General features: G+C 30.2%; 10 protein-coding genes and 1 pseudogene. 5 read left to right on the forward strand and 6 right to left on the reverse strand.

Annotation, left to right across the window (positions count from 1 at the left end; translation table 11 throughout):
- Window positions 1-111: 111 nt before the first annotated feature.
- Window positions 112-3,549 (reverse strand): methylmalonyl-CoA mutase family protein, encoded by a 3,438-nt coding sequence (locus A8C32_RS16915; protein WP_069831578.1) that lies wholly within the window; start codon window positions 3,547-3,549, stop codon window positions 112-114.
- Window positions 3,550-3,695: 146 nt separating this feature from the next.
- On the opposite strand from A8C32_RS16915, the gene purU reads away from it, so the two are divergent.
- A complete protein-coding gene (purU, locus tag A8C32_RS16920) occupies window positions 3,696-4,550 on the forward strand; it encodes a formyltetrahydrofolate deformylase (RefSeq protein ID WP_069831579.1) in 855 nt (284 codons plus the stop codon).
- 139 nt (window positions 4,551-4,689) lie between these two features.
- Window positions 4,690-5,787: an OmpA family protein gene (locus tag A8C32_RS16925; protein WP_069831580.1), complete on the forward strand. Its 1,098-nt coding sequence runs from the start codon at window positions 4,690-4,692 to the stop codon at window positions 5,785-5,787.
- Between the two features lie 114 nt (window positions 5,788-5,901).
- Here A8C32_RS16925 and A8C32_RS16930 read toward each other — a convergent pair whose 3' ends face one another.
- On the reverse strand, window positions 5,902-7,017 hold the full coding sequence (locus A8C32_RS16930) for a TlpA family protein disulfide reductase (RefSeq protein ID WP_083253401.1): 1,116 nt from the start codon (window positions 7,015-7,017) through the stop codon (window positions 5,902-5,904).
- A 348-nt stretch (window positions 7,018-7,365) separates the two neighbouring features.
- Here A8C32_RS16930 and A8C32_RS16935 point away from each other — a divergent pair, with 348 nt between their 5' ends.
- From A8C32_RS16935 to A8C32_RS20790, 3 genes are all read left to right on the forward strand, one after another.
- The gene (locus A8C32_RS16935; RefSeq protein ID WP_069831582.1) at window positions 7,366-8,079 is read left to right on the forward strand and encodes a DUF4197 domain-containing protein; all 714 of its coding nucleotides are present in this window, start codon (window positions 7,366-7,368) and stop codon (window positions 8,077-8,079) included.
- A 291-nt stretch (window positions 8,080-8,370) separates the two neighbouring features.
- A complete protein-coding gene (locus tag A8C32_RS16940; protein ID WP_069831583.1) occupies window positions 8,371-8,571 on the forward strand; it encodes a Lacal_2735 family protein in 201 nt (66 codons plus the stop codon).
- A gap of 75 nt (window positions 8,572-8,646) precedes the next feature.
- Entirely contained in the window at window positions 8,647-8,793 is a 147-nt protein-coding gene (locus A8C32_RS20790) for a hypothetical protein (protein ID WP_165605860.1), read from the forward strand.
- Window positions 8,794-9,361: 568 nt separating this feature from the next.
- Here the strand turns inward: A8C32_RS20790 and A8C32_RS16945 are convergent.
- The 4 genes and pseudogenes from A8C32_RS16945 to prfA all read right to left on the reverse strand — a co-directional run bounded on the left by A8C32_RS16945 (window position 9,362) and on the right by prfA (window position 15,792).
- Window positions 9,362-12,211 carry a DUF5060 domain-containing protein gene (locus A8C32_RS16945; RefSeq protein WP_069831584.1) on the reverse strand — a complete coding sequence of 950 codons (2,850 nt, stop codon included), beginning with the start codon at window positions 12,209-12,211 and terminating at the stop codon, window positions 9,362-9,364.
- A gap of 571 nt (window positions 12,212-12,782) precedes the next feature.
- A pseudogene (locus tag A8C32_RS21190) lies at window positions 12,783-13,278 on the reverse strand (transposase); the annotation flags it as partial.
- 355 nt (window positions 13,279-13,633) lie between these two features.
- Complete coding sequence (pyrF, locus tag A8C32_RS16950) at window positions 13,634-14,467, reverse strand: orotidine-5'-phosphate decarboxylase (RefSeq protein WP_069831585.1); 834 nt, start codon at window positions 14,465-14,467, stop codon at window positions 13,634-13,636.
- A gap of 248 nt (window positions 14,468-14,715) precedes the next feature.
- The gene (prfA, locus tag A8C32_RS16955) at window positions 14,716-15,792 is read right to left on the reverse strand and encodes a peptide chain release factor 1 (RefSeq protein WP_069831586.1); all 1,077 of its coding nucleotides are present in this window, start codon (window positions 15,790-15,792) and stop codon (window positions 14,716-14,718) included.
- Between the last annotated feature and the right edge of the window lie 102 nt (window positions 15,793-15,894).

Consider the following 15,894-nt stretch of genomic DNA (forward strand, 5'->3'; position numbering starts at 1 on the left):
AAAAACAGAAAAAGCGACTCTTAAAATATTAGCTGAACTTTAAAAACCCTTCGACTCCTTCAGGATAAGTGATTCACGTACTTTTTCTAAAACAGAAAAATGGTTCTCTGTTTACATATTACGTCTATACTGCCCACCTACTTCAAAAAGAGCATTTGTAATTTCACCTAAAGAACATACTTTACAAACTTCCATTAAAGCTTCAAATATATTTTCATTATGGATCGCTTTTATTTGAAGGTCTTTTAATAACGTTTTAGTATCATTAGCCGTATGCAGATTTTCTAATGTTTTAATTTGAAATTGCTTTTCTTCATCTGCAGCACGAATTACTTCCACTGGTAAAACCGTTGGAGATCCTTTACTACTCAAAAATGTATTTACTCCTATAATTGGGAACTTACCATTATGTTTTAAGGTTTCGTAGTACAAGCTTTCTTCTTGTATTTTACTACGTTGATACATGGTTTCCATAGCTCCTAAAACACCTCCTCGTTCTGTAATTCTATCAAACTCTAAAAGCACAGCTTCTTCTACTAAATCTGTTAATTCCTCAATAATAAATGAACCCTGTATTGGGTTTTCATTTTTAGCTAACCCTAGTTCTTTATTAATGATTAATTGTATGGCCATTGCACGACGTACAGATTCTTCTGTTGGTGTCGTTATAGCTTCGTCGTAAGCGTTGGTATGTAACGAGTTACAATTATCGTAAATGGCATACAAAGCTTGTAATGTTGTACGAATATCGTTAAAATCTATCTCTTGAGCATGCAAACTACGCCCCGATGTTTGGATATGATATTTAAGCATTTGTGCTCTAGCATTAGCATTATACTTATGCTTCATCGCTTTTGCCCATATTTTTCGAGCTACACGACCAATAACTGCATATTCAGGATCTATGCCATTTGAGAAAAAGAATGATAAATTTGGTCCAAACTTATTAATATCCATACCTCGACTTAAATAATATTCCACGTAAGTGAAACCATTAGATAAAGTGAGTGCTAATTGAGTTATTGGATTTGCGCCTGCTTCTGCTATATGATAGCCTGAAATTGAAACTGAGTAAAAATTACGCACCTTATTTTCAATGAAATATTCTTGAACATCTCCCATTAAACGTAATGCAAATTCTGTTGAAAAAATGCACGTATTTTGCGCTTGATCTTCTTTTAAAATATCTGCCTGAACCGTTCCCCTAACTTGAGCAATGGTTTTAACTTTAATATCTAGATATAGATCTTTAGATAATACTTGATCCCCTGTTACTCCAAGGAGCATCAAACCTAAACCATTATTTCCTTCAGGTAATTTGCCATTATATTTTGGGCGTTCTTTTCCCTTGTATATCTTTTTTATTTTCTCCTCAACTTCAGCTTCTAAATTATTTTCCTTGATATAAATTTCACATTGTTGGTCTATTGCGGCATTCATAAAAAAGCCCAATAACATAGGTGCAGGACCATTTATAGTCATACTTACCGATGTCATTTCATGAGCCAAATTAAAACCTGAATATAACTTTTTAGCATCATCTAAACAGCAAATACTAACACCTGCATTACCAATTTTCCCATAAATATCTGGCCTCAAATCTGGATCGTTTCCATAAAGTGTTACACTATCAAAAGCTGTTGATAAACGTTTTGCTAATAAACCTGCACTTACGTAATGAAATCGCCTGTTTGTTCGCTCAGGACCACCTTCACCTGCAAACATACGTGCTGGATCTTCACCTGTGCGTTTAAAGGGATATAAACCTGCTGTATATGGAAATTCTCCAGGTACATTTTCTTGTAAACACCATCTTAAAACATCTCCCCAAGCTTGATATTTTGGAAGTGCAACTTTTGGAATCTGTGTATGAGACAAAGATTCTGTATGGGTTTCTATTTTAACTTCTTTATCTCTAACTTTAAACGAATAAATAGGTTTTTCATATTTGTTTACTTTATCACCCCACCCTGTAATAATTTCCCAATTATAAGGGTCTAGATTTAGTTTTACGCGATCAAATTCTTTGAATAATAGTCCTAAAAAGTTTTTATCGCTTTCATCTTGAACTTGATCTAAAATGTTATCATGCACTAATCCCGACTTACTCAAATATAATTTCTCGTTTTCGTTCGAAATAGAGGCTACAGAACAAATCGTTTTATAAATTCCATAAAGTTTTTGAGTGACTTCTACTTGTTTATTTACTTTTTCATCATATCCTCTATTACTCTCTGCTATTTCAGATAAATAACGTGTTCTTGCTGGAGGGATAACAAAAATCTTTTCACTCATTTCATTTGAAATATTAAAGGTAGATTTTAAATTAGCATCGGTCTTTTCTACTACCTTCCCCATAATTGCTTTATAAAGCGTATTCATTCCTAGATCATTAAATTGCGAAGCAATTGTTCCGTAAACAGGTAATTCATCTTGTGGTAAATCCCAAAGATTATTATTTCGCATGAATTGTTTTTTCACATCACGCAAAGCATCTAAAGAACCACGTTTATCAAACTTATTAATGGCTACCAAATCTGCAAAATCAAGCATATCAATTTTTTCTAATTGTGTAGCTGCACCAAATTCTGGAGTCATAACGTATAATGAAACATCAGAATGTTCTATAATTTCAGTATCGGATTGTCCAATACCAGAAGTTTCTAAAATAATAAGATCATATTCCGCAGCTTTTAAAACTTCAACAGCTTCATTCACATATTTAGAAAGCGCCAAATTAGATTGTCGTGTTGCCAAACTCCGCATGTATACTCTAGGAGAATTTATGGCATTCATACGAATTCTATCTCCTAAAAGTGCGCCTCCTGTTTTTCGTTTTGAAGGATCTACTGAAACTATACCTACTGTTTTCTCTGGAAAATCAATTAAAAACCGCCTCACTAATTCATCCACTAAACTAGATTTCCCTGCACCTCCTGTACCTGTAATTCCTAAAACAGGTGTCTTAGATGTTTTATTTTTTGCATGAATCTTTTCTAAACTATCTTTTGCTACTTCTGGAAAATTCTCTGCAGATGAAATAACTCGAGCTATAGCCTTAGAGTTTTTACTTTGTAATATATCCACCTCTCCATTTAACTGATCTCCTATTGCAAAGTCTGATTTTTCAACTAAATCATTAATCATACCTTGTAGCCCCATTTCTCTTCCATCATCTGGCGAATAGATACGTGAAATGCCATAATCCATCAATGCTTTAATTTCCGATGGCAAAATAACACCACCTCCGCCGCCAAAAATCTTTATATGTTCTCCGCCTTTTTCTTTTAAAAGATCAAACATATATTTAAAATATTCGTTATGACCACCTTGATATGAAGTTAAACATATGGCATTAACGTCTTCTTGAATAGCAGTATTTACAACTTCTTCAACACTCCTATCATGACCTAAATGAATCACCTCAACACCTGTAGATTGAATAATACGACGCATAATATTTATGGAGGCATCATGTCCATCAAAAAGTGATGCTGCTGTAACTATTCTAACTTTATATTTTGGTTTATAGGGAGTACTTGATATCATTATTAAATAAACTTATTTTTTAAGCCACTAATTTACGAAATATTCAAAAAAACAAACCATTTACACAAAATTATCTAAAACTATATTACCCTCTAACTTTTATATATTTTTAAGCTAATTTTGGGTATCAAAAGGTTTAAAATTTCATGAATAAAATCACTATTTTAATACACTGTAAAGACCAGCCAAACATTATAGCATCTGTCACCAACTTTATAGCAGAAAAAGGGGGAAATATTGTTTATATCGACCAACATGTTGATAGGGAACAAAACATATTTTTTATGCGATTAGAAAGTGAATTTTTTTCTGAAGCTTTTTCTACTGAAGCTTTTAAAATTACATTTAAGGATTCCTTAGCCGAAAAATTTGGAATGAAATGGCGTATTTATTCTTCTGAAGTAAAACCTAAAATGGCCTTGTTTATTTCTAAGTACGACCATTGTTTATACGATTTATTAGGGCGCTATAACTCTGGTGAACTTAATTTAGAAATTCCTTTTATTGTTAGTAATCATAACGATTTAAAATTTATTGCGGATAATTTTAAAATTCCATTTTATCATATTCCTGTCACTAAAGACACTAAAACTGAAGCTGAAGAAAAGCAACTTGAGTTATTAGAAAAATATGATATTAATTTTATTGTTTTAGCTAGATATATGCAAATTGTTTCTGGTAAATTAATAAATAAGTATCCTAATAAAATTATTAATATTCATCATTCTTTTTTACCTGCTTTTGTTGGTGCTAAACCTTATCATTCTGCCTATAAAAGAGGTGTAAAAATTATTGGTGCTACAAGTCATTACGTTACAGAAGAATTGGATGCTGGGCCTATTATTGAACAAGATGTAGCACATGTATCTCACACCCATTCTATTAATGATTTAATAGCCAAAGGACGTGATTTAGAAAAAATAGTATTAGCTAATGCTGTTAAACTCCATTCTAACAGAAAAGTTATGGTATATAATAATAAAACTGTCATTTTTTCTTAAGATATAAATATTTTCATTTAAAAATATAGTAATTTTCCTACGCAAAAAGTTGAATTTTAGTTAAGTTTGTGACTTAAGCACTTTTGGTGCATCTCATGAATAACGAAATTATTAACCATTAACTAAAATTTTAACTTTTATGAAAACAAAATTATTTTTATGTTTAGCATGTTTACTAAGCATCAATTTTAGTCAAGCTCAAAATTTACCAGCAAATCCAGAACCTGGAAAATGCTATGTAAAATGTATTACTAAAGATGAATTTAAAGACATTCAAGAAACTATTGAAGTGTATCCCTCTTACACTAAATTAAAAGTTGTTCCTGCTAAATACAAAACAGTTACAGAACGTGTATTAATAAAAGAAGCGTCTAAGAAATTAGTTTACGTACCTGCTGTATACCAAACGATTGAAATTCCATATACAAAAAAAGAAGGAAGAACAGATTTAAGAGTTACTCCTGCTTCTTTTGGCTCAAGCTCAAAAACTTTTGAAGTTTACCCTAAAACTGCTGGCTGGGAGTATAAAGAAACAACTTGCGATTCTCCGAATAAAGAAGATTGTGTTGTAGCATGTTTTGTTGAGTACCCATCTCGTTCTAAAGATGTCAAATACACAACATTGGCTAATGATGCGGGAACCAGAAATATTCCTATAAATCAAATAAGTACAACTTACAAAAAACGTATTATAAAAACACCTGCAAGAATGGATGAAGTTGAAATACCTGCAGAATATGGTACTATTACCAAACAAGTTATAGCTAGTCCTGCTACTACTATAAGTTCTGAAGTACCAGCCAAAACATTAAACGTAACAAGAACTGTTTTAGCTAAAAAAGGAGGTATTACGACTTGGGAAGAAGTTGATTGCGGATTACTAAGCGCAAATGTTTTACCTATTTTTTACGAAACTGGAAGTGCTCGTATTACGCCATCTTCTAAAAAAATAATTGATGAAACTTTATTACCATTACTTAACAAGAAACCTGTGAGTATCGAACTGATGTCTCATACAGATTCTAGAGGTAATGACAATTTTAATATGTCTTTATCTCAACAACGTGCTAATTCGGTTGTAAACTATTTAGTTTCAAGAGGTATTTCAAGAAGTCGTTTATCGGCTAAAGGATATGGGGAAACTAGATTAGTAAACCGTTGTTCTAATGGAATAGCATGTTCTGCTTCTCAACACCAGAAAAACAGAAGAACTGAATTTAGAGTTTTATCTAACTAAACTTTTAGTGTATCGTTATTTCAGGACGAGACAACAAATTTTAAAAAAAAGGTACTTTAAAAAGATACCTTTTTTTTATACAACCAAGCATTCTAATAAGAACACTGTTTTAAATTATCTTTGAGTTATAATATAATTAGGGAAATTAGCTATTTTCTTTTCTATTTGAATCCCATAAGTATCATCCATAATAGATTTCATTAAACCAAAATACTTATAATGTATTTCCCAATCATGTAAGTCTTCGTCCGTTTTGTTCCCTTTTATAATAATTGGTATGTTTAAAAGATTGGTAAGTTGATATTTTATTTGACTGAGTGTGACATTATCTGCTTTAATTTCGGAATCTCCTATCAAAAAATGACGCGTATCTACACCCCAATCTATTTGCTTTGTATCCCAAAATGTTGGTTCTTCAATATTAAAAACTAAAGTTTTCCCTGTTATTTCCTTATTTACTTGTTTCAATTTTAAAGCTTCAATAATGAATTTTGCTTTATTTTTATAGGCATTCGTTTCAAAATTAAACTTTACTTTATAATTTTTATTTAAATTACCTGAAAGCACTATTTGTCTTTTATGTACATTATATGAATATGCCAAAATATCTTTTAAATGCCCTTTTAACTCTAAAAAGAATTTATGTTTTTTAATTTGTAATATTTTCACATTCTCATCTATTTCTAAAATCTCAAAATCATCCTTCAAACTAACCTCTTCTTTTTCAACTTCTTTACTGTACAACTTCGTTATAAACACATCATCTACTGATATCCGTTTTTTATTATCCTTTAAAAATCCTTCTATATGATGCCCTTTAAATTCTGCAGGATGTCCTTCCCATAACTTTACACCTTGAGCATTATACAAAATACCATAAGGCAAACTCACTACCTTATTATTAGCAAAGGTTTCCCCTTCGTAATCTATGGCTACAGCTAAATCCATATTACGTTTTTCCATAAAACGTTTTACAACCTCTGGGCTTTCTTTAGTTAAAGAAAGTACATAGAAATTATCTGAGTATTGTTTTTGAAGTGATTCCAAATATTTTGACACATGTACACAGGGACTACACCAAGTTGCCCAAAAGTCAACAAAATACAAGGCGTTATTATTTTGCTTTGTAATTTTAGAAGCTTGTATATGCTGAGAAACTTTTATCTGTCCGAAAAAAAATAAAGGAAATAAAAAACACATTAAATACAAAGAACATTTTGTAAACTTCATTTAAAACAGTTTTTAGATTAATACTTAATTAAATATAACAAATACTATACTAAAATAATATTTTATATGACTTTTAACTTTTTTATACTCTGAACTCATCTTGACTTTATCTATTTCCTAAAAAATGTCCAAAATTCGCCCATATTTTAGTTATTTTTCATGTGTAGCCTATGCTATGCCTTTTAAAAATAACTTTATCTGAACAAATTTTTACTCATTTTTGGTTAAATCCAAAAAATCAAGATGAGTTCTTTTATAGTTATAAAAGAAACTAAATTATTAGGCACGAATGTTGTTAGCTTTTAATTCGTAAAATATATCTTTGTTATAAATTATAAACCCAAAACCATGATACGTAAATTTTTGGCAGTTCTCTTAATATTTAACCTTACTGCTTGTGCTGAATTGCAGCACGTTGTTAATCAATTACCTCAAGCTACAGGAGTTATAGGCAACGCAGAAATAGCTTCTGGACTTAGACAAGCCTTAAACTTAGGTATAGATAAACAGGTTACTAAGCTAACTCAAACAGACGGATTCTTTAAAAACAATCTTGTTAAAATATTATTACCAGAAGAACTTCGTAAAGTAGATAAAGGACTAAGAGATATAGGTCTAAGCAAATTAGCCGATAAAGGTTTAAAAGTACTTAATAGAGCTGCAGAAGATGCTGTAAAAGAAGCTACTCCAATTTTTATTAGTGCTGTAAAAGATATTACATTTACAGATGCAAAAAATATTCTGTTAGGTAATAACAATGCTGCTACAAATTATTTAACTTCTAAAACCCAAACAGCTTTATACGCTAAATTTAATCCTGTTATTAAAAACTCTTTTAGTAAAGTTGGTGCAGACCAAATTTGGAAAAATTTAATTAATAAATATAATAGCATTCCTTTTACTAATAAAGTAAACCCTAACTTAACAGATTACGTTACTAGTGAAGCTCTAAAAGGAGTTTATACTATGATCGCTGTTGAAGAAAAAGACATAAGAACAAAACTATCCTCAAGAACAACAGATTTATTGAAAAAAGTTTTTGCTTTACAGGATGGTAAATAATCTCTATTAAAGTAATAAGCATAGTATATACCAAATTTAGAAAAACCGAATAGAAATATTCGGTTTTTTATGCTTACCACTTAACTATAATCATCATATTACTATCTCTATTTCTCATTTCTTAATAGTTTTACAACATAGTCATTTATTTTCTAATCTATATTGAGTGAAATTTAATGATTTATTTATGTAAGATTAAACTTATTTTTATGGAAAAATAGTTAGGTAATTATTTTTTATTCTTTAATAAAAAACGTATATTTAGATAACTATTATTCAGTAAGTAAGATAATGAATAGAATAGATATCATAAAAAATCACCAGAATAAGCTTACAGAACAGTACAAAACTCTAATTGAGCAAGCTTATAATTTAAGCCAAACAGATTCTGCTTTAAGTGACATTTCTGAATATCGAGCTATTAAACTACTCAACAAGCTTAATAGACTAAAATATCTTTCTAGAGAAGTTAAACAACAAACTAGTGCTTGACGTTATTTAGCAATTTTTTAACTTTTCACTTACGTCTAAAAAACACAAATCATCGTAATTTATAAAAAAAAAGTTATGAGTACACATTTCTGTAAAGTTGGTAAAATAAAACCCAATTTAAACAAGTTAATTAGCTTAAAAGAGTTAGAAAATAAGATTTCAAACTTTGTAGAAGACGTTAGCAAGGTCGATTATCCTGAAGGTTTAAACAGTAGCTTTTAAAATACTTAAAAGCTTTTGTATTTATGAGCAAGGAAAAGACATATTCATCTATATAGGATTGCATTATTGTAATACTCTTTTTTTTATGTCCTTGTTTTAAATAGAAAAGTTTCTCCTGAAACAATGTATACCTATACATTATTTCCTTCTTATATCAAATTAAATTTCAAGAAAGCAGTTACTATCTTATATCTTTTAAATTTATTTAGTTGGAGTATAAATAATAGTACTCTTATTTTATGATTTGATTTGTATCTAACTAATAAGTCTATTCCTTTCTATTTTTAATTTATTCTACTCCATTCTTCTTAATCATACAGTATACCTTTTTAAATATTATAAAATAGATTAAATTTTATGCAACAATTCAATTTAACTATAAAAGTTTAGAAAAATAACCTTCTTTTTATTCTCTAGAAAAAAATTTGTAATAATAAATTAGATCAATACCTTAACTATAATTAAAAAGGCTATCTCAAAGGATATGAGACAGCCTTTTATTAATTAACACAAGTTTTTAATTTCTAATAATATGAAAAGACTAAACCTTGTTTTGTAAATGGTTGATTTAATTTTTCTTAATTACTTTAAATATCTTAGTATCTTTTTTCCCTACCAAAGTAACTATATAGATACCGTTTTTGTTATTTTCAAGCATTAAATCAAACTTGTTTTCATTATTAGTAAGATTCTTTTTATATACAACACGTCCATCTAGACTAGTAACTTTTATAAAATGAACATCTTTATTATCTTTATTTCCTAAAAGAATAGAAAGCCTATCTCTAAATGGATTAGGGTATGCTACTGCATCAACGTTTTCAAAAAGAGTTTCGTCATGTTTATTTAAAGAGTTTTTGGCTCCAATTGCTGTCAAATAACTAATTTCTAATTGAGGTATCATAGAACTACTTTCTTTAGATGCAAAAGCTACATCGTTTCCATCTGTTTGTGAAACAATAATACTAACCATTCCATTAGTTGGTATTTGAGACCCATCCAAATTCCATGTATAAGTTCTTCCTATACTATAACTTGAATTTAAACTACCTAAAAGAACAGTAGAAGAAGGCTTATTTCCATTAGATAAATTGCTTTCTGTCCAACTATTACTATCACCTAATTCAATATTTATGTTCCCACTACCACTGTCGCTATCACAAGTTAGCTTTAATTTTGCTTCAGTAATACTTCCTTTAATATTACTTAAATCAAATTGAAAGTAACCTACACGCTTTCCTGGCTCAACTCTAACAATAGTATTATTAAACCCTGTAGTTCCTTGTAGATACGCATCATGAATAGGACTAAGAGTTGCTGTTATAGGTTGAGAACCTGCATCAACTACAGTTATTGTACTTGTAGCTGTTTTATCTCCTTCTTCTGTTGTTACTGTAATGATGGCACTTCCAACACCATTAGCAGTTACCAGACCGTCTTGATTAATAGATGCTACCGTATCATTATTAGAAGACCAGCTTACTGTTTTGTTAGTAGCATTAAAAGGCAAAACATTAGCAACTAACGATCCAGTTGTACCTTCCTCTATTGTTAGTGATGTTGGTACTATACTTACTCCTGTTACAGACACTGGACCTGTCGAACCTAACTTTATAAAAGCAACCCAATCGTTGCTATCTGGAGCTACGAGATTAGAACCTAATGGAACAGCATTTTGAATTTCTCCAGATCTAGGATTAAACCATTGTACGGTATAGTTTGAGTTTCCTGAAGGTAAACTAAGATTTGTACTCCCTCCGTTTGGTCGATAAATCGCATATACACCAATAGGGTTTGCCAATACGAAATCATTATTATCAGAAGTAATACCATCATCACTAACAGCTCCTACAACATACTCTTGTAGATAATTATCAAAGAATTTAACCGCATATCCAGCTTCCTTGTATTTTACACCTCTTTTCCTATGATCTTGATTATTAAGATCTCCATCATCCTTTGTATAACCATAATAATATTCAACACCGGCTCCTCCAGCCATCATTGTTCCATAAAGTACTTTTTTACGAACATCTTTATCTGAAATACGAACACCTAATGAAGGAGTTCCTTGTTCGTCATTTGCAACTACCCATTTTTTACCAGAGTTCTTCGATTTTTGAATCCATTTTTTTACATCATTATGTACATCATTCACATTTGTCTGTAATGATACCCCAGTAAGCTCTGATGCATTCCCCAATAACGGATCATATTTTCTATCTTTTTCATGAGGAAAAGTATGAAGAACAATATTATTTTCATAGGGATCTATAGATTTGATGTAACTAGCTACTCCCTTATTAACATTAGCTGACAATTTTGTCTCTTCTCCCATATTCCAATTAAGAGCAAGGTGATGAGCAAAACGAGCAATTAATTCTCTATAATATAATTTTCGTTCTCTTCCATTATTTCCGTTATCCATTAGCCTATCATTTTCAGTCTCTAATGTTTTAAAGTGAAGATAAACTCCTTTTTTGTCTGCGTATTCAAAGATGTTTTCCCATTGATCCATTTTGGATACATCGAATCGATCATGGTGTAAACCATCATCCCATTCTTTTTCTTTCCTTAAGTTTTCATAGTCTCTTACACTTCCTTTAATTAAATGAGGAAAAACATTCTCGTCATCACCTTCTGCATTAAAAGTTAGAAACGACATGACATTAGCTCCTTCTTTATGCAAATAGTTTATAACACCCAAAAGTTCTGTTCCTTTACCGTTATTCCATGTATAACTACTTGCATCTGTTGCAACATAATCTTGTTGATGTCGAGACCAAGATTTTCTTCTATTTCCTTCATTAGGAGTTGCATCAAAATCCTCATAAGCAAAAGCATTTTCTGGAGAGTCTGCACCTACTTTAAAGAACATTTTACCATTTGGAGTTCTAGGAGTAGTACCAGAGAACCTTAAATAATGTTCTCCTACATACACCAATCTTCCATTTTCTTTGTTCCTAAAATCACGTCCAGACTTATTAGACTCTGTGATGTTTATAAAACCTGTATCACCGTCCATAAATCCAGCAGTAACACCACCACCATTTATGGCAACGTTTGATCCTGTCTTAAAAGTAGCTTGCCAGTTCCATCGACCTGTTAAGTTTGGAGCAAAATGCACTCTCCATTTGTTTCCAGAATTACAGCTACTCTCGTCTGCATCTCCACAAGCAGCAAAAAAACCAGGTACTTTGTACTTCACTCCACTAGAGGCATGAGTAAACAATACTTCTAAATTGTAATCTGAAAAAGGATTTGGAGTAGCTGTTTCAGATGTGTTTGGTCCATCGAAAGTTAAACTCACTTTGTGCCAGCGTTTGAGCTCACCACTAACTGTTTGAGCTCGCAAAAGCGTAGGCATTAATGAAACTAAAAAAAATAGAATCATACTAATCTTAATTTGGGTTTTCATAATTTAATTGTTTTTGTTAAAATTAATTTCTTCAACTGTATGTATGTACGAAAAAGGACTACATTTTAGATGTCTTATTTTACAAAAAAAAGTTAAATAAAATCTGTTTAAAAAATATACCTTAATGAAAAAATTAAGTGAACTTTCTGATAGTATTTTTACTCACTATCAACCATTGATTTATACAAAAATTTAAATATAAATGAAACTAAAAAACTTAAATCATATTAATTTCTGTTTGAATTTAAATAGATTAACTGATTAAAAATGAATCAAATAACAACTTCAATAATGTGATAAAAAAATCAATTAAATATATTTAAACTACTTAAAGGTTATTAGTTTATAACAATGTAATATATTTAATACTAACTTTTTTTACATAGAAATCACACTATTTAGTATAAATCTCCATTGGGAAACATTTGATTTAAATACTTCAAAAAATTATCATACAAGATGTTCTAAAACAAATACATCAATAAAAAGTAGTTATTCTATTTATTTTGTTACTAACACTCATTATCAAACAGTTAAATTCATTAAAATTAAACTACACACCCGTAATCACTCATAATTCAGCAATATTTGTAATAACGAGCCTATCAAAAATTCTTTCATCAAAACACCCTCTATTGAGTTTATAAGCAAACTCATTCAAATATAATTGCAAGTATTTTTTTGATTTTATGATGATTACCCACAAAATTGTGTTTAGCATTATTAATAGATATATGTACCCACTTGAGAGTTTCTTTAGTGGTTACTTCATTTGATTTTTCACTTATATGAATTTCAATATAATCTGCAATATTTACATATGAAGCACTCTTGTCTGTAAAGATGATGATTTGTCCATTATCTATAACTTTTTCAAAGACTAGCTCTGTAGGATCTGCTTTATAATCTTCTAATACTTTAGCTTTGAAATTGCAACATTGTCTTTCTGTTTTCCTATTTCTAGATCTTCAAGAATTGTACTTTCAGACATAATTATAACAATTAGATTTGGTTTCACTACCACATCCTGATTTTTGAGTTTCATGTTGATGTTCTGAGGCTTCACTGTACAGACAAGGTTTATAACGCTTTAAGCCTAATTGACGTTGTGTTTTTTTTGATTGCTGTTAACAAGAACATTGTTTTGCAACAAAAAAATAGAACTCTGCATATTACCATTTCGATAATATTAAAACTTAAAATGAAATCTATTAATGATATTAGTAGGTATAAAAATTAGCTCTCAAAAATAAGAGCATGATAAGCTTTGTTAGCTTTAACTAATTTTTATAGTTTTTTTATTATTTATTAACACAATAATCGACAATACGTTTAGAAGTATTTTTGGACGAATGAATCTATTGAATTAATTTTTAAATTCCATAGAATAAAATTCTCACACTTTAATTATGTTTACCAAAACTAATTTAGCACTTCTAAATGACGATCTAATTCAACCTTCATGTCTTGCTGAAGTTTTTCAGCCTTTAATGCAGCTGCTTGATCAAAATTCTCTTGATTAGAAGCATAAATAATACCTCTTGAAGAATTAATAAGTAATCCTACTCTATCATTTATACCATATTTACAAACGTCTTGTAAATTACCACCTTGTGCTCCTACTCCTGGTACTAATAAAAAACTATCTGGAATAATTTTTCTAATATCTGCTAAATACTCTGCTTTGGTTGCCCCAACTACATACATTAAGTTTTCTGCATGTTCCCATTCTTTTGAAGTCTCTAAAACTTGTTTATAAAGTTCTTTTCCTTCAACCGTTTTTGTTTGAAAATCGAAAGCGCCAGCATTAGATGTTAGCGCTAACATAATGGTGTGTTTATCTTTAAAAGCTAAAAAAGGTTCTACTGAATCTTTTCCCATATACGGTGCAACAGTTACACTATCAAAAGCTAAATCTTCAAAAAACGCCTTAGCATACATGGTACTTGTATTACCTATATCTCCACGCTTAGCATCTGCTATTGTAAAAATTTCTGGATGCTTTTCGTTTAAATAATTAATTGTTTTCTCTAAAGCTTGCCACCCTTTTATTCCATAAGCTTCATAAAATGCGGTATTAGGCTTATAAGCTACACATAAATGGTGTGTTGCATCTATAATAGCTTTATTAAATTCGAAAATTGGATCTTCAGTTTCTAATAAATGCTTTGGTATTTTATTTAAATCAACATCTAACCCTATACATAAGAAAGATTTTTTTTGTTTAATTTGTTCTATTAATTCTTGTGTTGTCATTCCTCTTTTAGTTTAAAAAATATGAAAAATGAATAGTCGCAGACATTTCGTAAGTAATATAGCTCATGTAATATAAATCATATATTTGTATATTATTTTCGACGAATCAATCTCAATTCCTAAAACATCTTTATTTTTAGAAACTGATTTACCTTGATTACAACTAGTAGCTAATAAAATTACAAACAAATAATAGTATGCTATTTTTCACAAATACAGACTTCTATTCTTACGGAAACAATAATCTTTTAAATAACATCATTGTTTGCCTTTAACTTCTCTGTATTTTCGGCTAATTGTAATTCATCTATAATTTTTTGAATATCACCATTTACAATATTAGATAAATCGTAAAGCGTTAATCCTATTCTATGATCTGTAACACGTCCTTGTGGATAGTTATATGTTCTAATTTTAGCACTTCTATCTCCACTTGTTACCATAGTACCACGTAAAGCCGCATCTTCTTCCATCTTTTTTGCTAACTCTAAATCGTATAAACGTGATCGTAGTACTTTAAAAGCCTTCTCTTTGTTTTTATGCTGCGATTTTTGGTCTTGACATTGCGCTACTAAACCTGTTGGTATATGCGTTAAACGTACTGCCGAATATGTCGTGTTTACAGATTGACCACCAGGACCTGATGAACAGAAAAAATCAATTCTTACATCTTTAGGGTTTATTTCAACATCAAACTCTTCTGCCTCTGGAAATACCATTACTGTTGCAGCACTGGTATGTACACGCCCTTGAGTTTCAGTTTGTGGCACACGTTGTACACGGTGAACACCTGCTTCAAATTTTAAAGTACCGTATACATCTTCGCCATTAACTTCAAACTGTATTTCTTTAAATCCGCCATTAGTTCCTTCACTAAAGTCTACAGTACTTACGTTCCAGCCTTTACCTTCACAGTATTTTGTATACATTCTAAACAGGTCTCCTGCAAAAATACTAGCTTCATCTCCTCCTGTTCCTGCACGTAATTCTACTACAGCATTTTTAGAATCTTCTGGATCTTTAGGTATTAATAATACTTTTATTTCCTCTTCTAATTTAGGAATTCCTTCTTTAGCCTCTTCATATTGCATTTTGGCCATTTCAACCATTTCGGCATCACTTCCATCTGCTATTATTTCTTCAGCTTCAGCTAGATTACTAGTAAACTCTAAATAAAGTTCACGTTTATCCATTAAAATTCTTAAATCTTTATATTCTCTATTTAATTGAACATAACGTTTTTGATCTGTAATAATGTCTGGTTGAATGATTAAATCACTTACCTCATCAAAACGTTGTTTTACTATTTGTAATTTCTCTAACATCTGCCTTATTTAATTGGGAACCAAAAATACGATAATTTATGAATTTTATAACCGATATAATGTACCCTATTCAAAATTAGTTTTTTATTCTTTAGGGTTAAT

The sequence above is a fragment of the Flavivirga aquatica genome (assembly GCF_001747085.1).
Lineage (GTDB): Bacteria > Bacteroidota > Bacteroidia > Flavobacteriales > Flavobacteriaceae > Algibacter_C > Algibacter_C aquatica.